Origin of the sequence: Sphingomonas canaveralia (assembly GCF_047238125.1) — a bacterium.
GTDB lineage: Bacteria > Pseudomonadota > Alphaproteobacteria > Sphingomonadales > Sphingomonadaceae > JBDFMH01.
In genome coordinates this window covers 3391165-3410188 of the sequence record NZ_JBDFMH010000001.1, presented here as the reverse complement: position 1 = coordinate 3410188, position 19024 = coordinate 3391165, and the positions used below count along the sequence as shown (strand labels likewise).

The window sequence follows — 19024 nt, the reverse complement described above, 5'->3', positions numbered from 1 at the left end:
GGTTCGGGCGTAGCTTGCTGCGGCGCTCGCAAGGTGCCCCATCAAGGAGGATTCCCATGAACAGCAAGTTTCTGCGCGGCTCTGCCGCGGCGCTTCTGATTGCGATCGCATCGACCGGCGCCGTCGCCAAGAACCCGGTCGTCGGCGGTTCCGAAATGTATCCGACCAAGACGATCGTCGACAATGCCGTGAATTCCAAGGATCATACGACCCTCGTCGCCGCGGTGCAGGCCGCCGGCCTGGTCGATACGCTGAAGGGCCCGGGGCCGTTCACCGTGTTCGCGCCCACCAACGCCGCCTTCGCCAAGCTGCCGGCCGGCACGGTCGATACGCTGGTCAAGCCTGAAAACAAGGCGACGCTGACCTCGATCCTGACCTATCATGTCGTCCCCGGCCGGCTGACGGCCAAGGATCTCGCCAAGCAGATCAAGGATGGCGGCGGCAAGGCCACGCTGACGACCGTGCAGGGTGGCACGCTGACCGCTTCGATGATGGGCAAGCGTATCATGCTGACCGATGCCAAGGGCGGCATGAGCCATGTCACCCAGGGCGACGTCTTGCAGTCCAACGGCGTGATCCACGTCGTGGATACGGTGCTGCTCCCGCAATAAGCACCGCCGGAAAGGGGCGCCTGCCGAACCGGGCGCCCCTTGAACGGTCAGGGCTCATCCGCAAAGGCACAGAAATCTTGGTTCGCGATGCCGCGCTGGGCCGTCCTTTGGATCGATCGAATTCAGCTCTCGACCGGCTTCGGCATCGGCATCATCTCGCCCGAAAGGACCACGGGTCCGGTTGGTGATCCGGTCGGCGATCCGCCCATCGGCTCCACGGATACCGCCAGCACCAGCTTCGGCCCGGTGGCAAGATCGGCAGGCATGAAGTGGCGGCCGCGTGCGGCCAGCACGCCCATCGAACGCGGCTTGCCGTCCGCCCCGATCAGCCACAATTCGTGAGAATGGCCATCGCCCGGCGGCATCGCGATCGGCACGATCTCCATCCGCCGCGTCATCGGATGATAGCTTATCAACATCGCCGGCGCACCGCCGCTAGGCGACAGCGCCGCCATCGCCGCGACCGGATCGGGCCGGGGCGCGCTGGCCACCACCACCGGCGCGGGGGCCGGACGCATTACCAGCGCCGTGCTCGATGCGATCGCAATCAGCGAGGCCGCAATTGCAGCTCCCCGCCACCAGCCGACACGATTGTCGTTCGCCGCGGCCGGCGCAGCCATACGCCGCTCGATCGCGGACCAGATGTGCGGATCCGCTTCCGCCTCAGGCGCGGTCAGCAACAGCGGCGCCAGCCGGTCCCGCCAGGCGGCCACCGCGTCGACCGCAGCCGGATCGCGTGCCAGCCGCGCCAGGAAGGTCGCGCGCTCGGCCGGATCGAGCGTGCCAAGCACATATTCGGCGGCGGCAAGGTCCAGTGGGTCGCTCATCCCTCGAGACACGCCTTCAATCCGGCAAGGCCGCGGTGCAGCCAGGATTTGACGGTGCCGACCGGCCGGCCGTGGCGTTCGGCGAGCTCCTCGCGGCTGAGTCCGTGGCAATAGGCGCCCACGATCATGTCGCGATGTTCGCGATCCAGCCCGTCCAGGCAGCGCTCCAGCGCAACGCTCGTCTCCAGTGGGGTGCCGGGGTCGGCCGCCATCACGTCTGGCTGCAGTTCCTCGTTGCGCAGGCTGCCGCGGGCCACTTCGCGCCGGCGAACGTCGATCGCGATGTTGCGTGCGATGGCCGCCAGCCAGGTGATCGGGCGGCCGCGACGGGCGTCATAGCCCGCTGCGCTGCGCCACACCCTGACATATGCGTCCTGCATCGCCTCGTCCGCCAATCCGCCCTCGGGCAAGATACGCCGGACGATCCCGTTCAGTTTCGCAGCCGTCCGCCGGTAGAGCTCGGCAAAGGCGGCGCGGTCCTCGGCGGCGACCGCCACCAGCAGCGCTTCCAGCGGGGGTTCGGGATCAGCGGCCGGCATGGTCCGTCCAGCGATCGGCCGCGACGTCGTCGGCGGCACGCGCCTCGATCCAATGGCGGCGTCCATCGGCGAACTGCTCCTGCTTCCAGAACGGGGCCTTCGTCTTCGCCCAATCGACCAGAAAGCCGGTGGCGTCCAGCGCTGCCTGCCGATGTCGTGCCGCCGCCGCGCAGAAGATGATCCGCTCGCCGGGGTGCAACCGGCCGAAGCGGTGGACCAGCACCACCCCCAGCAGATTCCAGCGCCGCGACGCTTCGCCGGCGATGTCACGCATCACCGGTTCGGTCAGCCGTGGATGATGCTCAAGCAGCAGGGCTTCGAGCCCGTCGCCACCCCGCACGATGCCGGTAAAGCTGGCGACACCGCCGCCGCCTAGCGCCTCGAGCTTGGCCAGTTCCGCTCCCGAATCGATATCGGCGGCGGTTACCGCAACCCGGATCATCCCCCGGTCACCGGCGGGAAGAGCGCGATCTCGCGCGCGCCTGCGATTGGGGCGTCGGAGCCGACGAACGTATCGTCGACTGCGGCGCGGATCCGTTCCGGCTGGGCGAAGGCCGCGGCATGGCCGGGCGAGCGCATCGCCAGCCAGTCGATAAGCGCGGCGACGGTCGCCACTTCGGGCGGCGGATCGATCGTCTCGCCGTCCACGCCGATCGCCTCGCGCACCCAGGCGAAATAGAGGATCGCCACCATCGCCGGTCAGTCCATATGCTTCAGGCCGACGCGCAGATAATCCCAGCCGGTCACCAGGGTGAGCACTGCGGCGGCCCACAGGCAGAACAAGCCGAACTGGCCGATCCAGGCAAGGTGCGGCAGCGCTCCGCCGAGGATGATCGCCCCCAGCGAGATCAGCTGGAACGTCGTCTTCCATTTGGCCAGTTGGGAGACCGGCATCGAAACGCGCAGATCGGCCAGGAACTCGCGCAGACCCGAGACGGCAATCTCACGCAGCAGGATGACGAGGGCAGCCACCACGTGCCAGCCGGCCACCAGCGGCTCGCCTGTCGCCACGCTGTCGAACGCCACCAGCATCACGATGACCGCCGCCACCATGATCTTGTCGGCGATCGGATCGAGGAACACGCCAAGCTTCGAGACCGCCCCCTGCGCACGCGCCACGAACCCGTCGAAATAGTCGGTCACGCCCATCAGCACATAGAGCCCAAACGCCAGCGCATAGTCGAACCAGCCCGGGTGCCAGAGCAAGAACACCAGGATCGGCACCGCGAAGATGCGCGAAAGCGTGAGGATGTTGGGCAGCGTCAGCATCGGCACACCGGCCTTAGCTTGGATCAGTCCGGTTCGGGAAGAGCGCTTCGCCCGTGCGATCCACGATCTCTTCGGCCAGGATGCCGATCGCAACGCCCGCCACGACGTCGCTCAGATAATGGGTGGATCGCGGTACCTGGACCAGGGCGACTCCTGCCGCGATCGCCTGTGCGGTCGCCGCCGTTTCCGGCACGGTCCTCGCCAGCGCCCGCGCCACCGCTACCGCGCCGGCCGAATGGCCGGATGGGAAGGATCGCCAGCTACCGTCTTCGGTATCGCCAGGGGCTGCGTGATAGATGTCATGATCATGATAGAGATCGGGTCGGGTGCGATCGATCCGATCCTTGATCTGGCCCTTGATCCAGGTAGCCAGCAAATGCGACGCCAGCATCTGCGCACCCGCGCGCACCGTCCGCCGGTCGCGCATCGCCAGTCCGCTGGCCAGCACGGTGCCGGCAAAGGCGATCATTGGCGGCTGGTCGGCCAGTTCGCTGATTGCCCCCAGCACGCGTGTCACCGGATGATGCCGCGCTTCGGCCACGGCATCGGCCAGTGCGATATCGGCCTGCTCGATCGGATTGTCGGGGTCTGTCATCCCTGCCTAGCGCGCGGGATCAGCCAAAGGTTTCCGCCGCCGGTACGATCGGCTATGCAGCGCGCTCCTGTCGCCAACCGAGCGAGCCTTCCTTTCGCATGACTTCGTCCATCCGGCTCCTTGCCAAGCGCCGTTTCTTGCCGCTTTTCGTCACGCAGTTCCTGAACGCGTTCAACGACAATCTCTTCAAGACGGCGATGGTGATCCTCGTCACCTTCACCATCTATTCGGATCCCGAGCAGGAGGCGACCTTCTCCGCCATCGCCGGCGGGCTGTTCATCCTGCCCTTCTTCCTGCTCTCCACCCTATCCGGCCAACTCGCCGACAGCCGCGACAAGGCGGGTATCATCCGCCTCGTGAAATCGGCGGAAATCCTGATCATGCTGGTGGGTGCGGCCGGTATCTGGCTGCACAACATCCCGATGATGCTGGCCGCCCTGTTCGCGATGGGGATCCATTCCACATTCTTCGGTCCGATCAAATATGCGATCCTGCCGCAACATCTTGAAAAGGATGAAGTGCTTGGCGGCACCGGGCTGGTCGAAGCCGGCACCTATGGCGCGATCTTGCTCGGCACCATCGCCGGCGGGCTGATCGCGCCCGAGTGGGCGGCGATCGCGGTGATCGCGATCGCGGTGGTCGGTCGGATCGCCGGCGGCTTCGTGCCCCCGGCCCCGCCGGAAGAGCATGATCAGATCGTCGATTATCACATCCTGCGATCGTCGATCGCGCTGGTGAACGCCACCATGCATATCCGCCACCTCTTCCTGGCGATCGTGTCGATCAGTTTCTTCTGGGCGCAAGGCGCGATCCTGGCCGCCCAGTTCCCCCCACTCGTCAAGAATGTGCTGGGCGCCGACAAGGAAGTCGCGACCCTGTTCCTGGCCGTGTTCTCGGTCGGGGTGGCGCTCGGCTCGGTCATCATCAACCGGTTGCTGGCGGGCAAGGTCTCCGCGAAATTCTCCCCCGCTTCGGCGATCGTGATGGGCCTGTTCCTGCTCGATCTGTGGTGGACGGTTACCCACTGGCCAGTCGAGGGCAATGCAGGGCTGGACTGGAGCCGTTTCATCCGGCTGCCGCATGCCGAACGCGTGCTGCTCGATCTGTTCGGCGTGGCGGTCGCCGGCGGCATGTTCGTGGTGCCGCTCTACGCGTTCCTCACCACCACCGTCGCAAAGGCGCAGACGGCACGGACCGTGGCCGCCAACAACATCGTGAATGCCGGGGCGATGGTGCTCGCCACCCTCATACTCGCCGGGCTGATCGCTGTCGGCGTGACGATCGAACAGACCGTGCTGATGGTCGCGATCATGTCGATCGGTGCCGCCGCCATCGCCTGGCGGCTGCACAAGGCATGTGATTGATCAGGCGATCAGCGCAAGGAAGAAGACGAGTCCCGCCGCGTAAGTGGTGAGGAAGAAGCGCGCATCTGCGGCCAGCCCGGGCCGCGAGCGGATCGCTCGCACCATCCCCGCCAATTCCGCCGGCACTTCCTCGGCCGCAGCGCGCGGCCGGCGGATCATCTGCGGGGTCAGCGGGGCGAAACCGGTGGTGCTCATGATGCGACGTTAACGCGTCGCTAACCGTCCGGTCCCGAACGATCGATGGTTAAACGCGTCCCGCCACGGGACGGACCTATTCCCGGAAGCTCGGATCGATCCGATCGAGCTTGCGCAGCAGCGCCGGCCACGCAAGCATGTCCGCGCCCGCATCCACCACCTGCTTGGGCGTCTGCTGGCGTACCTTGTCGGGCGTACCCTGCGGCGGCGTATTCAGCCGGTCACGGCCCGCCGCCAGCATCAGCACCTGCGCCTGGCAGGCGCGTTCCAGGAAATACATCCGCATGAATGCGCTGCCCACGGTCGACCCGATCGCAAGCGTGCCGTGGTTGCGCAGGATCATCGCATGGGCATCGCCGAGATCGGCCACCAGCCGCTCGCGTTCCTCCAAGTCAGTCGCGATGCCTTCATAGTCGTGATACGCCAGATCGCCGGCCGCGATCATCGCCGTCTGGGTATGCGGTAGCAGTCCTTCGTCCATCGCCGATACTGCCTGGCCATGCGGAGTGTGCAAGTGCAGCACTGCGCGCGCATCCTCGCGCGCCATGTGGATCGCCGAATGGATGGTGAAGCCGGCCGCGTTCACAATGTAAGGTGTCGGCAACACCGGCCGCCCGTCCATGTCGATCTTGACCAGTGACGAAGCGGTGATCTCCTCGAACATCAGCTGATAGGGGTTGATCAGGAAATGATGTTCGGGACCCGGCACCCGCGCGGATAGATGGGTGAAGATCAGGTCGTCCCAGCCGTAGAGCGCGACCAGGCGGTAAGCGGCAGCAAGGTCGACGCGAACCGCCCACTCCTCGGCCGGGACCGAATCCCGCACCGATGGTGCCCCGTCCGCGCCGTCCGGCATCGCCGCCTCCCTTCGTCCTCGCCCTAGTGCCGCACGCCGACTTCGCCCACCGGCACCGCGGGCGCCAGGTGCGGCGGCGGCTGGGTCGCCAGCTCGTCCGCCTCGGTCCATTCGATCGGCTCCAGCGGACGCACGAGCGCGCGTTCAAGCACCTGATCGACATGACCGACCGGCACGATCTCCAGCCCGTCGAGGATCACTGCCGGGATATCCGCCAGATCCTTCTCATTCTCCTGCGGGATGAGCACAGTGGCGATCCCCCCGCGCAGCGCTGCGAGCAGCTTTTCCTTGAGCCCGCCGATCGGCAGCACCCGGCCGCGCAGCGTGACCTCGCCGGTCATCGCCACGTCGCGCCGCACCGGCACGCCGCTCAGCGTCGATAGGATCGCGGTCACCATGCCGATGCCGGCAGACGGTCCGTCCTTGGGCACCGCGCCTTCGGGCAGGTGGATATGGATGTCCTTGCGAAGGAACAGCGACGGCTTGATGCCGAACGCCGGTGCTCGCGCACGCACGAAGCTGAAGGCAGCCTGCACCGATTCCTGCATCACGTCGCCCAGCTTCCCGGTAGTGCGCACGGCGCCCTTGCCGGGCACCGTCACCGCCTCGATCGTCAGCAGCTCGCCGCCGACCTCGGTCCAGGCGAGCCCGGTGACCGCGCCGATCTGATCCTCTTCCTCGGACACGCCGTAGCGATATTTCCGCACGCCAGAGAATTCAGACAGGTTGTCCGGACCGACCACAACGTTGCGCGCCTTGCCCTCTAGAATCCTTCGCAGCACCTTGCGCGCCACCTTGGCGATCTCGCGCTCCAGCGTGCGCACACCGGCTTCGCGCGTGTAATAGCGGATCAGGTCGCGCAGGCCCTCGTCGGTCAGCACAAACTCCTCGGGCTTCAGCCCATGCGCGCTGATCTGCTTCTCCAGCAGATGGCTCTTGGCGATCTCGACCTTCTCGTCCTCGGTATAGCCCTCCAGCCGGATGATCTCCATCCGGTCCAGCAGCGGCTGCGGCAAGTTCAGCGAGTTCGCGGTCGTCACGAACATCACGTCGGACAGATCGATATCGACTTCCAGATAATGGTCCTGGAAGCGATTATTCTGCTCCGGATCCAGCACCTCAAGCAGCGCCGAAGCGGGATCGCCGCGGAAATCCTGTCCCAGCTTGTCGATCTCATCGAGCAGGAACAGCGGGTTCGAAGTGCCCGCCTTCTTGAGGTTCGTCACGATCTTGCCGGGCAGCGAGCCGATATAGGTCCGCCGATGGCCGCGAATCTCGGCTTCGTCGCGCACGCCGCCCAGCGATTGGCGGATGAACTCGCGCCCGGTGGCCTTGGCGATGGACTTGCCCAGGCTGGTCTTGCCCACGCCGGGCGGGCCGACCAGGCACAGGATCGGCCCCTTCAGCTTGTTCGTGCGCGCCTGCACCGCCAGATATTCGACGATCCGGTCCTTGACCTTCTCGAGCCCGTAATGGTCGGCATCCAGCACCAGCTGCGCCTGCGCGATATCCTTCTTGATCTTCGATTTCTTGCCCCAGGGCAGGCCCAGCAGCACATCAAGATAGTTGCGCACCACCGTCGCCTCGGCGGACATCGGCGCCATCGTGCGCAGCTTCTTCAGCTCGGCGGTGGCCTTGCCGCGCGCTTCTTTGCTCAGCTTCAGCGTCGCGATCTTCTGGGCAAGCTCGGCCAGCTCGTCGCCGCCGCCTTCATCCTCGGCATTGCCCAGCTCGCGCTGGATCGCCTTCAGCTGCTCGTTCAGATAATATTCGCGCTGGGTCTTCTCCATCTGCCGCTTCACGCGGCTGCGGATCTTCTTCTCCACCTGCAGCACGCCCAGTTCGCCTTCCATGAAGGCGAACACCATCTCGAGCCGTCGCGCGGGATCGAGCTCGACCAGCAGCGTCTGCTTGTCGGAGACCTTGATGTTGATATTGGCCGCCACCGCATCGGCAAGCCGCGATGGTTCCTCGATCTGACCGAGCTGCACCGCCGTCTCGGCCGGCATTTTCTTGTTGAGCTTGGCGTAGTTTTCGAACTGGTCGACCACCGAACGCATCAGCGCACCGATCTCGGGACCGTCCGACCCGTCGTCCTCGATCAGTGAGACGCTGGCCTGGAGATGGCCGCCATCATTGTTCAGCGTATCCAGCCGGGCGCGCTGCTGCCCCTCGACCAGAACGCGAACCGTACCGTCGGGCAGCTTCAGCAGTTGCAGCACCGTCGCCACGACACCCAGGTCATAAAGCGCGTCGCGATCGGGATCGTCCTCGGCCGGATCGAGCTGGGCGACGAGGAAGATCGATTTGTCCGAAGCCATCGCGCTTTCGAGCGCGGCGACGGATTTGTCGCGGCCCACGAACAGCGGCACGATCATCTGGGGAAAGACGACGATATCGCGCAGGGGCAGGACGGGAAGTGTCTCGGTCATGAAAGCTCCGTGGCGCAGGGGATGCGCCGTTCGAAAAACATATGGGCGTGACCCACCGTCCGATCAATCCACCGCGCCCGCAGCATGATCATGCATCGTCGGGGCAGCTGAAACCTAGCGCTTCTCACAGCGTGGGACCGGACGGTCGCAAGAGCGCGGGATCGGGCTGCGTGTGTCGCATTCGCGCAGGTCCACGGCCGGAGACCAGTGTCCAGCGCCGCATGCGGCCAGCCACAGGTGTCGGCCGTCTAGCAACAGGAGCAGAAATGCGGACCGGCCAGCAGACCATAGTGATCGGCCCGGTGACCGGAACCCGTCGTGCGGAATAGCCTCCGGCCGCGGATCAGGCCGCCGGAGCGGCCTGTTCCTTGTCCTTCTTGGCGAACACGCGGACCGGATCCTTGCGACCCTCGATCACATCCTTGTCGATCCGGATCTCGTCCACGCCATCCATCGATGGCAGATCGAACATCGTATCGAGCAGTATGCCTTCCAGGATCGATCGCAGCCCGCGCGCGCCGGTCTTGCGTTCGATCGCCTTGCGCGCGACCGCGACCAGCGCGTCGTCGGTGAAGCCCAGCTTCACGTCCTCCATGTCGAACAGCTTGGCATATTGCTTCACCAGCGCATTCTTCGGCTCGGACAGGATCTTGACCAGCGCCGGCTCGTCGAGATCCTCCAGCGTCGCGATCACCGGCAGGCGACCGACGAACTCGGGGATCAGGCCGAACTTCAGCAGGTCTTCGGGCTCGCACTGGCGCAGCGTCTCGCCCACGCGGCGCTCCTCCGGGCTCGCCACATAGGCGCCGAACCCGATCGACTTGCCCTGCAGGCGATCGCCGATAATCCGTTCCAGCCCGCTGAACGCGCCGCCACAGATGAACAGGATGTTGGTCGTGTCCACCTGAAGGAATTCCTGCTGGGGATGCTTGCGGCCACCCTGCGGCGGCACGCTGGCTGTCGTGCCTTCCATCAGCTTCAGCAGCGCCTGCTGCACGCCTTCGCCCGATACGTCGCGCGTGATCGAGGGATTGTCCGCCTTGCGGCTGATCTTGTCGATCTCATCGATATAGACGATGCCGCGCTGCGCACGCTCGACATTATAGTCGGATGCCTGGAGCAGCTTCAGGATGATGTTCTCGACATCCTCGCCGACATAGCCGGCCTCGGTCAGCGTGGTCGCGTCGGCCATTGTGAACGGCACGTCGAAGGTGCGCGCCAGCGTCTGCGCCAGCAGCGTCTTGCCGCAGCCGGTGGGCCCGACGAGCAGGATATTCGACTTCGCAAGCTCTACATCGGCACCCTTGGCGCCATGCGCCAGCCGCTTGTAGTGATTGTGAACCGCCACCGAGAGCACGCGCTTCGCCTGCTGCTGGCCGATCACATACTGGTCGAGCACGTCGCAGATTTCGGACGGAGGCGGCACCCCGCCATCCTTGCGGCTGACGAGCGCGGACTTCGTCTCCTCGCGGATGATATCGTTGCACAGCTCCACGCACTCGTCGCAGATGAACACGGTCGGCCCGGCAATCAGCTTGCGCACTTCGTGCTGCGACTTGCCGCAGAACGAGCAGTAGAGAGTGCTCTTGGAATCGCCGCCGCTCAGCTTTGTCATATTCTCTTCCTGACGACCGCCATGCGGCCAAACCCTGTCGCGCCGCCCGCCCCGGGGTGTGCGGCCGATGCAGCCAATATGTCTAGCCCATCCGCCATAAACAAGCCGTCACCGACCGGCATTCGACGTATTCGCTGGCCAGCGCGGCTCAGCTCGCTGCCCTGCCCGGCCAGCACGAACCACGGAACGCGGCCGGCAGTGCGCTGAGAAAGCGATCCTCTGGACGTTGCGCCAATCAGGGCTTGGTCGCCACGAACATATATTCGTGCTGGGCATCGTTGAGCACCAGGGCCTGCCGCCCGTTCGCCGGCCGTGCGAGCAGCTCGAGCCCGATGAAGCCCGGCGATGTCGTGACAAGGGACGTCGTGCCATCCTTGTTGCGTCGCGGCGCAAGGTCCGACCAGATCGAGGTGGCACGCATCGTCAGGCGCCCCTGATCGTAGCGGATGGCAAGCGGGCCAAGCTCGGTGCTCGCATAGTCGCCCACGAACGGTGCCGCTTCCGCCGCGCTCACGTCCCGGTCGATCTCGCTGTTCGTCTTCGCCGCCTGCGCCTGCGCGCGCTTAGCCGCCAGCTTCACATTCTCGACCGCTTCCGGCTTCCCGTCGTACAGCAGCTCGAGCAGCCGGCGCTTGACGCCATTGGCCAGCGTGTAGCCACTTTCCGAATTGGTCAGCACGACCACGCCCACCTTGGCGGAGGGCACCGCGAACCAGTTGCTCTTGTAGCCGAACAGGCTGCCGCCGTGCTGGATCACGGACACACCCTTGCTGGCATCATCCTCCAGCCCCATGCCGTACCAGATATTCTCCCCGGTCGGCACATTGTGGACGCGACGCGCCAGCACGCTTTCCGCCGAGGCGAAGCGCTGGCCGCCCGGCAGAGCGCCCTCGTCAAGCTCGTCGCGCACATAAAGCGCCATGTCGTGCGCCGAAGACCAGGCGCCGCCCGCCGGACGGTACGGCACCACCGTATCGTTATACTTCATGTCGACCGGTTGCAGCCGATCCTCCAGATCAACGTCATAGGGCTTTGCCCAGTCGCCCTGCATCGCCTGGGCGTTGCTGAACGTCGTCGCCCGCATACCCAGCGGTTCGAACACCCGCTCGCGCATCGCGCGGTCATAGCCCTCGTCCAGCGGCAGTTCCGGATAGAGGATGTGGGCGGCAAGATAGCCGGCCGCGCTGGCCATCAGATTATTATATTGGAACGTCTCGCCGAAGCCGCTGGTCGGCTGGGTGGCGGCAAGCTGCCGGAAGGTTTCTTCCGGCCCGGTATCCGGCCGCGTATTGTACAGCCATTCCATATCCTTGCGCGGCAGCCCCGTGCAGGCACATACGAGATGCTTCACCAGCACCTTGCGGGTCGTCTCCGCGTTTCCCAGCCGGAAACTCGGCATGTAATCGATCACGGGCCGGTTCCAGTCGAGCCGGCCCTGATCGACCAGCGTGGATAGCAACAGCGTCGACATGCCCTTGGTGTTGGAAGCGATCATGAACAGCGTGTCCTTGCCGACCGGCGCGCCGCTGGCCACGTCCTTCACGCCGATCCCGCCTTCATAGGCGATCCGGTCGCCGTCGATTACGGCCAGCCCCACACCCGGGATCTTCAGTTCCGTCATCGCCGACTGCACGAAGCGCTTCAGCTCCGCGATGCGCGACGCATCCATGCGATGCGCAGTCTTGCCGGCAAAACTTTCCTTCACATAGCCGGCGGGACGCAGCGTATCGGCAGATGCGTCGAACTGGCCGCTGCGCTTGTCGATCGTGGCGATAGCCCCTTCGAGGGCAAGCACCGTCCAGCGTGTCCCGTGCCGCAGCGCGACCGCCTGCGCGATCGCCTTCTCGGCCGGCGGCACCTCGTAATCGATCACGAACGCCTCATCCCAACCGTCCCGGGCGGGCACCGGCTGCACCAGCCGCACCGGCCAGGCGAAGGCCGGGCGAACCTGCCGCCAGGCCTGGGCCGCGGCATCCTTGCCATCCTTCGCGCTGGCAACGGGCGCGATCGCAACCTGCAGATCCTTCTCCGGCGGCGTGAACCGCACGATGCCAGCGCTGCGGGCAACCGCCCAGCCTTCAGGAGCCACGATCGTCGCATCCGATCCGACCGGCATCGCCGCCGCCTGCGGTGCGGCCTGCGCGATAGCAGCGGACAATGCGATCGACGAAGCGGCGATTGAAATCGCGGCAAGCAATAGCTTCATGTGGATCCCCCCAGCGGTCTCCGCCCAGCTTTAGGCTTTATTCGCCGGGACTTGGCAAGCCGCCAACGTGCGAAAGAAGAGCGAACTGTTCGCACGCGTAGGCCTTGCGGGAACGCGGAGATCGTCTTTCCCGCGCCAGCTGTGCAGGTCGATCGCTTGCAGCAGCACCAGACACCCCGGAGCCGCACCACTTTGGACTACGCCGGGCAAGGTGCGTGGTGGGCGGTGACGGGATCGAACCGCCGACCCTCTCGGTGTAAACGAGACGCTCTACCGCTGAGCTAACCGCCCACGCCGGCAGCCGATGCCATTCCCAGACGCGCGCGGCAAGCCCGTCAGGCAACGCCGCCGGGCGCTGCCGCGAACATCGCGGCCAGGCAGCGCGCCATCGCACCCGCGCTGGCATCGTCCAGTTCGATGAACACCCGCCTGGCATCGCGCGGGTCGGGCACACGGCGCAGCAGCCCCTGGTCGGTCAGCGCCTTGATCCAGCGCAGTGCGGTGGTGGATGGCACTGCGGCGGCGATGCACAGGCTGGATACGGAAACCGGCCGTCGCTCGATCCGCGCCGCCATCAGGTCCAGCAGCATATCCCAGGCGGGGTCGGCGAACAGTTCCGAATCGAAATAATGTGCGCGCAACCGCCGCGCCCGCAGCATCGCGCGAATCGCGTTTGCGTCCAGCGACCGCTCGGCCAGCGGATCAGGCGTCGGTATCGAGGCGCGTGGCATGATCGCACCCCCGCCGGCTCGTTCACCCGAAAGCCCCGCCAGCACCCGCGCGATCCGGCTGACCTCCTCGCTCAACTGGCGCAGCCTCGCCGCCTCTGCGCCGGAAGCGACATCGTTCAGATGGGTCCCCGGATCGATCAGCGCCAGGCTCAGCGCCGCCGCGCATTCCACGGGATCGGGATCGCAGAGCAGAGTACAGCGCTCGATTGCCAGCAGCGCAGTCGCGCGGTCGATCGCGTCACGCGGCAGGCAGGCGACGACCGGTCGGCCCAACCTCGCTAGCGCTTGCGCCAGCCGGTCGTCCGCCAGGCCTTCTTCACCCAGCGTCAGCAGCACTGCATCGGCGAGCGGCAGCAAGTCCGGGTCGGCGATCAAATCATCTGCGCCGCACCGCACGCCGCGCGCACCCGCGGCCGTCACCGCGTCGGTATCGGACGCTTCCCCGCCAATGATCAGCACGGTCGCGCGCAGATCCAGCAACCCGTCATGCTCGCTTAGCATAGGTCATCCCTGTTCCGCTTGTGTTCTGTGCACTCTGCCTATCCGCCCTCGGACGGACAGTCCAGATCGGCTCCATTCTGGCGGGATAAGATCCCCGGCCTCGGCAATCGATCCGGAATGGATCAGATCAGGCTGGCGGGAACCGCGCCTCGCGCCCGCCGTTCCTTGGCCGACAACGGGAGATCAAGCTCATGTCTGGCAAATATGCGCCTCGCAACGACCAGGGTGATCACCGCATCCTCGATAAGGACCCGCTGGCGATCGCGCTGCTGAAGGAAGAACATCATGTCTTCCGCACGCTGTTCGACAAGGCGGAAGCGGCGGAAGGCGAGGATCTCGTGCCGATCGCGCAGGAACTGTGCATGCGGCTGGCCGTACACATGACGATCGAAGAGGAAATCCTCTATCCCGCGCTCAAGCCCGTCATCGGCGAGGACGAAGTCAACGAAGGCATCGTCGAGCATCAGTCGGGCAAGCGCATCGTCGCCGAACTCGAACAGCTCGTCGGCACCGAAGAACTATACGCCGCCAAGGTCCACGTGCTGGGCGAAGAGACCATCCACCATATCGACGAGGAGGATGAGGAGCTTTTCAAGGACGCGACCGAAGCGCACGAGGCCGGCAAGATCGATCTCGAGGCGCTGGGCGAAAAGCTGCGCGCGCGCCAGGCTGAACTCTACGATCAGATCGCCGAACAGGGCGAACTCGGGCGCACCGGCGAAGCCCAGCCTGACGAGGTCGCGACCGTCGGGGACTGATCGCTCAGCCGCGCGCCTCGCGAGCAGCGGGCGCGCGGCGCAAGGCTTCGCCGCAACGCATCGGTCGCTGGGCGAGCGGGCCTGCGCAGTTCGGGCAGCGCATCGCCAATGGCCCTTCTGCGCAATCACGGCAGAACGTGCATTCGAACGAGCAGATGAAGGCGCCGTCCATGTCTGGCGCGACCGGCACCTCGCAGCGTTCGCAGTGCGGCTTCATCTCCAGCATGTCGATCTCCCTCGCGTATCGTACAGCCTAGCATCAGGCTCATCTCCGAGCGAACCGGCTGGCCGAAACGAGAGCAGGGGTGGTCGCGCGGCTCTGCTACGCCGGGTCATCCACAATGGAGGCCGACATGGGAATTATGATCGCGGGCGATATCGATGTCGAGCCCGGCACCGAGGCCGCGCTTTTGCGCGATGCCCAGCCGCACATCGCCGCCGCCCTCGCCGAGCCGGGGTGCCGCGCCTATAGCTGGGCGGTCGATCCAGCCAAGCCCGGCCGGATCCTGGTGTTCGAGGAATGGGATGACGAGGCGGCGCTCGCCGGACATTTCGCAGGCGAGCCCTACCGCGACATGGGCGCCCATCTCGGCCGCGGAATCGGCATCACCGGCTTCTCGGTACAGAAATACCGGTTCGACAAGGCCGAACCGGTCTATGACGAGAGCGAGACGCCGCGCGCAGACTTCTTCACCGTCTGAGCCGGCGCGGACGACTACCGCGGTCTGATCGCTGCGAGAAAAAGGCCCGGGTCGACCCGGGCCAACCTGATCAGTGCGCCATCGCCTTCACGATATCCTCGACCATCTTCTTTGCATCGGCCAGCAGCATCATCGTATTGTCCATGTAGAACACGTCGTTGTCGACACCGGCATAGCCGACGCCGCCCATCGACCGCTTCACGAACAGCACGGTCTTGGCCTTCTCCACATCCAGGACGGGCATGCCGTAGATCGGCGACGTCTTGTCGGTCTTGGCGGCCGGGTTGGTCACGTCGTTGGCGCCGATCACGAACGCCACGTCGCTCTGCGCGAATTCGCCGTTGATATCCTCCAGCTCGAACACCTCGTCATAAGGCACGTTCGCTTCGGCCAGCAGCACGTTCATATGCCCGGGCATACGCCCTGCCACCGGATGGATGGCGTATTTCACCTTCACGCCTTCCTTCTTCAGGATATCGCCCATCTCGCGCAGCGCGTGCTGTGCCTGGGCAACGGCCATGCCGTAACCAGGTACGATGATCACCTGTTCGGCCTGTTGCATCAGGAACGCCGCATCCTCGGCGCTGCCACGCTTCCACGGCCGGTCCGTCGCCGCCGCCGCCGCGCCGCCGGCATCGGCCGCGCCGAACCCGCCCGCGATCACGCTGATGAAGCTGCGGTTCATTGCGCGACACATGATGTAGCTCAGGATCGCACCCGACGATCCGACCAGCGCGCCTGTGATGATCATCGCCGAATTCTGCAGCGTGAAGCCCATCGCCGCCGCCGCCCAGCCCGAATAGCTGTTCAGCATCGACACCACGACCGGCATATCCGCGCCGCCGATCGGGATGATCAGCAGGAAACCGATCGCGAAGCTCAGCGCCGTGATCGTCCAGAACGCCCACGGGCTCTGGTCGGTCAGAAAATAGGCGACCAGGCCCAGAATGCCGGCCAGCACCCCCAGATTGATGACATGGCGGCCGGGCAGCATGATCGGCTTGCCGCCCATATTGCCGTTCAGCTTCAGGAAGGCGATGACGGAGCCGGAGAAAGTGATCGCACCGATCGCGATGCCGAGCCCCATCTCGATCCGGCTGACCGAATGGATCAGCGCGCGGCCGGCCGAATCCACCACCGCAGGGTCCGCGATGCCGAACGCCACGGGGTTCAGATAGGCGGCTGCCGCCACCAGCACCGCGGCCAGGCCCACCAGCGAGTGGAACGCGGCGACGAGCTGGGGCATCGCCGTCATCGCGATCCGCCGCGCCGTCACGATGCCTATCACCGCGCCGATCGCGATCGCCGCCAGGATCAGCGCCATGCCTGCCGAATCGGGGCCATAGCCATTGCCGCCATAGCCATCGCCGCTGATCGGCATCGCCGGGATGTGCGTCGCGAGCGTGGTCAGAACCGCGATCGTCATGCCGATCATGCCCGCGCGGTTGCCGCGCTGCGATGTGGTCGGGCTGGACAGTCCGCGCAGCGCGATGATGAAGCAGACGCCTGCGATCAGATAGGCGAGCGCAGCCCAGGCGGGCGTGGCGGCAACGGCGTCATGCATTCGAATTCCCCCCAAATCCCGTCGCTGCGGCCAAGCCGGCAGCCCGTGGCTCTATCGCTTGGCGAGCCGGCCAGTCTTGGGCCCCTGCCAGCGCAGGGGCGACGCTTACTTCGCCTTCTTCTTGTACATCGCCAGCATACGCGCGGTGACCGCGAAGCCGCCGAAGATGTTGACGCTGGCCAGAACCACCGCCAGCAGCCCCAGCCATTTCGATGTCGTGCCTTCGCCGCCAATGCCGCTGGCTGCGCTCGCGATCAGCGCGCCGACGATGATCACGCTCGAGATCGCGTTCGTCACCGCCATCAGCGGCGTGTGCAGCGCAGGCGTGACCGACCACACGACGTAATAGCCGACGAAGCAGGCCAGCACGAAGATCGACAGGATCGAGATAAAGTCCATGCTAGCGCTCCGCTGTCCAGGGCAGCACGAATTCACGCCCCTCTGCCCAGGTTTGTCCGATCATCTTGCCTTCCACCAGGCAAGCCGACGTATGGTACATGCCCTTGCCGTCGGTGGTGCGGAACGCGACACACGCGCGATCCTGCCCCCGCCCGGCGCGGCCCGCCAGGATCTCGCTGTTGTAGAAGGACCCAGTCACTACCCGGTCCGGCGCGATCGCGATGATCATCGGCTGGCTGTAGGGCGGATCCGAAAACTTGGGCCGCAGATCGACCGTCCAGCGGCCGGCCATCGCTGCGATTTCGGCCGGCAACGGCGTGGCCGCCGGCGCAACCGCAGCCGCAGCCGCAGCCAGCAGCCCGATCATCCGAGCAACCTCGCATTCACCACCTGGCCGCCCTTGGTCAGTCGCACCGCGTCGCCGATCTCCTCGTCGAGCACCGGGCCGCCGGTTTCCTTGTTCCAGAAAGCGGAGAGGAAGTTGAAATGGTTGCGCGCGAACAGCGCGGATGCGTCCGCTGCCAGCCGCGATGCGACGTTGCGGTGGCCGACGATCTTCACGCCATGCCGCTCGACGACTTCTCCAGCAACCGAACCCTCGACATTGCCGCCGCTCTCGACCGCCAAGTCGACGATCACCGATCCCGGCTTCATCGTCGCGATCTGCGTATCGCTGATCAGCCGCGGCGCGGGCCGCCCCGGGATCAGCGCGGTCGTGATGACGATATCCTGCTTGGCGATGTGGCTGGAGACGAGCTCCGCCTGCGCGGCCTTGTACTCGTCCGACATCTCGGTCGCGTAGCCGCCCGAACCTTCGCCCTCGATCCCTGCGACATTTTCAACGAAGATCGGCTTGGCACCCAGCGACAGGATCTGCTCCTTCGTGGCGGATCGCACATCGGTGGCGGAAACCTGCGCGCCGAGCCGGCGGCCGGTGGCGATCGCCTGCAGCCCGGCCACGCCGACGCCCATCACGAACAGCTTGGCGGCCGAAACCGTGCCCGCCGCCGTCATCATCATCGGGAACGCGCGGCCATATTCGGACGCGGCGTCCAGCACCGCCTTGTAGCCGGCGAGGTTCGATTGCGACGACAGGATATCCATCGATTGCGCACGGGTGATGCGCGGCATGAATTCCATCGCCAGCGCCTCGACGCCGAGCCCGGCATATTGATCGATCCGCGCGCGATCGCCGAACGGGTTAAGGCCCGCCGCCAGCCATGCGCCCGGCTTGACCCCGGCCAGTGTCTGCGGATCGGGGCCCGCCACGCCCAGCAGGATATCGGCATCGGCGATGGTGGCCGCCCGGTCGCCTACGGCCGCGCCTGCGGCCGCATAGGCCGCATCGTCGATAGACGCATGGGTGCCCGCACCGCTTTCCACAGCCACGGTCGCGCCAAGCCCGATGAACTTCTTCACCGTCTCGGGCGTCGCGGCGACACGACGTTCGCCGGCAGCGGTTTCGCGTAGAACCGCGATCTTCACGGCCGCCCCGCCTAGTTGGCGATGAGCAGCACGACGATCGCCGTCAGGATGACGGTGATGACCGTGCCGATCTTAAGGAGCGAGAGGAAGCCGCCATAGGTGCCCTCATGCGCCTTGTAATCCATGCCCGTGGTCTCGTTCGCCATGATCATCCCCATTTCGCCCCCGGTTCGCTGTCCCTAACCGGGCGCGCCCCCGCGCTCAACCCCCACACTTAAGCGAGGCGAACCGGCGATTTTGCGGTTGCGTGCGAGGCCTTCGCGCTTGCGGAACCATTTGTAGCCCGCAAACACTGAACTCGACTGTAAGTGACACCAGTCATAGCGAATCCCGCTTAAGTCGGCTTTTACCTGGCACCATTATGAAGCAGGTTCCA

General features: G+C 65.7%; 22 protein-coding genes and 1 tRNA gene. 4 read left to right on the top strand and 19 right to left on the bottom strand.

Annotation, left to right across the window (positions count from 1 at the left end; translation table 11 throughout):
* Window positions 1–56 precede the first annotated feature (56 nt).
* Complete coding sequence (locus ABC347_RS17030; RefSeq protein WP_413246898.1) at window positions 57–611, top strand: fasciclin domain-containing protein; 555 nt, start codon at window positions 57–59, stop codon at window positions 609–611.
* A gap of 122 nt (window positions 612–733) precedes the next feature.
* Here the strand turns inward: ABC347_RS17030 and ABC347_RS17025 are convergent, their stop codons facing one another.
* From ABC347_RS17025 to ABC347_RS17000, 6 genes are read right to left on the bottom strand one after another with little or no spacing between them, the layout of a single operon-like run.
* Window positions 734–1438, bottom strand: a complete 705-nt coding sequence (locus tag ABC347_RS17025; protein WP_413246897.1) for an anti-sigma factor — start codon at window positions 1436–1438, stop codon at window positions 734–736.
* Window positions 1435–1977, bottom strand: a complete 543-nt coding sequence (locus ABC347_RS17020; RefSeq protein WP_413246896.1) for a sigma-70 family RNA polymerase sigma factor — start codon at window positions 1975–1977, stop codon at window positions 1435–1437. Before ABC347_RS17020 ends, ABC347_RS17025 begins: the two co-directional genes overlap by 4 nt.
* The gene (locus tag ABC347_RS17015; protein ID WP_413246895.1) at window positions 1964–2419 is read right to left on the bottom strand and encodes a molybdenum cofactor biosynthesis protein MoaE; all 456 of its coding nucleotides are present in this window, start codon (window positions 2417–2419) and stop codon (window positions 1964–1966) included. The genes ABC347_RS17020 and ABC347_RS17015 overlap by 14 nt, the downstream gene beginning before the upstream one ends.
* Window positions 2416–2670, bottom strand: coding sequence for a molybdopterin converting factor subunit 1 (gene moaD, locus ABC347_RS17010; RefSeq protein WP_413246894.1), 255 nt, complete (start codon window positions 2668–2670; stop codon window positions 2416–2418). Before moaD ends, ABC347_RS17015 begins: the two co-directional genes overlap by 4 nt.
* 6 nt (window positions 2671–2676) lie before the next feature.
* On the bottom strand, window positions 2677–3246 hold the full coding sequence (pgsA, locus tag ABC347_RS17005) for a CDP-diacylglycerol--glycerol-3-phosphate 3-phosphatidyltransferase (protein WP_413246893.1): 570 nt from the start codon (window positions 3244–3246) through the stop codon (window positions 2677–2679).
* A 13-nt stretch (window positions 3247–3259) separates the two neighbouring features.
* Entirely contained in the window at window positions 3260–3841 is a 582-nt protein-coding gene (locus ABC347_RS17000; RefSeq protein ID WP_413246892.1) for a phosphatase PAP2 family protein, read from the bottom strand.
* Between the two features lie 98 nt (window positions 3842–3939).
* On the opposite strand from ABC347_RS17000, the gene ABC347_RS16995 reads away from it, so the two are divergent.
* A complete protein-coding gene (locus ABC347_RS16995) occupies window positions 3940–5205 on the top strand; it encodes an MFS transporter (RefSeq protein ID WP_413246891.1) in 1266 nt (421 codons plus the stop codon).
* Here ABC347_RS16995 and ABC347_RS16990 read toward each other — a convergent pair whose 3' ends face one another.
* From ABC347_RS16990 to ABC347_RS16960, 7 genes are all read right to left on the bottom strand, one after another.
* Window positions 5206–5400 carry a hypothetical protein gene (locus tag ABC347_RS16990; RefSeq protein ID WP_413246890.1) on the bottom strand — a complete coding sequence of 65 codons (195 nt, stop codon included), beginning with the start codon at window positions 5398–5400 and terminating at the stop codon, window positions 5206–5208.
* A gap of 76 nt (window positions 5401–5476) precedes the next feature.
* On the bottom strand, window positions 5477–6256 hold the full coding sequence (locus ABC347_RS16985; RefSeq protein WP_413246889.1) for a class II aldolase/adducin family protein: 780 nt from the start codon (window positions 6254–6256) through the stop codon (window positions 5477–5479).
* A 23-nt stretch (window positions 6257–6279) separates the two neighbouring features.
* A complete protein-coding gene (gene lon / locus ABC347_RS16980) occupies window positions 6280–8688 on the bottom strand; it encodes an endopeptidase La (RefSeq protein ID WP_413246888.1) in 2409 nt (802 codons plus the stop codon).
* Window positions 8689–9031: 343 nt separating this feature from the next.
* Complete coding sequence (gene clpX, locus ABC347_RS16975; RefSeq protein ID WP_413246887.1) at window positions 9032–10303, bottom strand: ATP-dependent Clp protease ATP-binding subunit ClpX; 1272 nt, start codon at window positions 10301–10303, stop codon at window positions 9032–9034.
* Window positions 10304–10538: 235 nt separating this feature from the next.
* On the bottom strand, window positions 10539–12509 hold the full coding sequence (locus ABC347_RS16970) for a serine hydrolase domain-containing protein (protein ID WP_413246886.1): 1971 nt from the start codon (window positions 12507–12509) through the stop codon (window positions 10539–10541).
* A gap of 216 nt (window positions 12510–12725) precedes the next feature.
* Window positions 12726–12800, bottom strand: a tRNA-Val gene (locus ABC347_RS16965).
* A 44-nt stretch (window positions 12801–12844) separates the two neighbouring features.
* The gene (locus ABC347_RS16960) at window positions 12845–13741 is read right to left on the bottom strand and encodes a winged helix DNA-binding protein (protein ID WP_413246885.1); all 897 of its coding nucleotides are present in this window, start codon (window positions 13739–13741) and stop codon (window positions 12845–12847) included.
* A 191-nt stretch (window positions 13742–13932) separates the two neighbouring features.
* Here ABC347_RS16960 and ABC347_RS16955 point away from each other — a divergent pair, with 191 nt between their 5' ends.
* The gene (locus ABC347_RS16955) at window positions 13933–14499 is read left to right on the top strand and encodes a hemerythrin domain-containing protein (RefSeq protein WP_413246884.1); all 567 of its coding nucleotides are present in this window, start codon (window positions 13933–13935) and stop codon (window positions 14497–14499) included.
* A gap of 4 nt (window positions 14500–14503) precedes the next feature.
* Here ABC347_RS16955 and ABC347_RS16950 read toward each other — a convergent pair whose 3' ends face one another.
* Window positions 14504–14725, bottom strand: a complete 222-nt coding sequence (locus ABC347_RS16950) for a DUF1272 domain-containing protein (protein ID WP_413246883.1) — start codon at window positions 14723–14725, stop codon at window positions 14504–14506.
* A gap of 127 nt (window positions 14726–14852) precedes the next feature.
* On the opposite strand from ABC347_RS16950, the gene ABC347_RS16945 reads away from it, so the two are divergent.
* The gene (locus ABC347_RS16945) at window positions 14853–15200 is read left to right on the top strand and encodes a putative quinol monooxygenase (RefSeq protein ID WP_413246882.1); all 348 of its coding nucleotides are present in this window, start codon (window positions 14853–14855) and stop codon (window positions 15198–15200) included.
* 70 nt (window positions 15201–15270) lie between these two features.
* Here ABC347_RS16945 and ABC347_RS16940 read toward each other — a convergent pair whose 3' ends face one another.
* From ABC347_RS16940 to ABC347_RS16920, 5 genes are all read right to left on the bottom strand, one after another.
* On the bottom strand, window positions 15271–16764 hold the full coding sequence (locus ABC347_RS16940) for an NAD(P)(+) transhydrogenase (Re/Si-specific) subunit beta (protein WP_413246881.1): 1494 nt from the start codon (window positions 16762–16764) through the stop codon (window positions 15271–15273).
* Window positions 16765–16869: 105 nt separating this feature from the next.
* Window positions 16870–17163 (bottom strand): proton-translocating transhydrogenase family protein, encoded by a 294-nt coding sequence (locus ABC347_RS16935; protein ID WP_413246880.1) that lies wholly within the window; start codon window positions 17161–17163, stop codon window positions 16870–16872.
* Between the two features lies 1 nt (window position 17164).
* Entirely contained in the window at window positions 17165–17530 is a 366-nt protein-coding gene (locus tag ABC347_RS16930) for a hypothetical protein (RefSeq protein WP_413246879.1), read from the bottom strand.
* The gene (locus ABC347_RS16925; protein ID WP_413246878.1) at window positions 17527–18648 is read right to left on the bottom strand and encodes an NAD(P) transhydrogenase subunit alpha; all 1122 of its coding nucleotides are present in this window, start codon (window positions 18646–18648) and stop codon (window positions 17527–17529) included. The genes ABC347_RS16930 and ABC347_RS16925 overlap by 4 nt, the downstream gene beginning before the upstream one ends.
* An 11-nt stretch (window positions 18649–18659) precedes the next feature.
* On the bottom strand, window positions 18660–18794 hold the full coding sequence (locus tag ABC347_RS16920) for an aa3-type cytochrome c oxidase subunit IV (RefSeq protein ID WP_413246877.1): 135 nt from the start codon (window positions 18792–18794) through the stop codon (window positions 18660–18662).
* Window positions 18795–19024 lie beyond the last annotated feature (230 nt).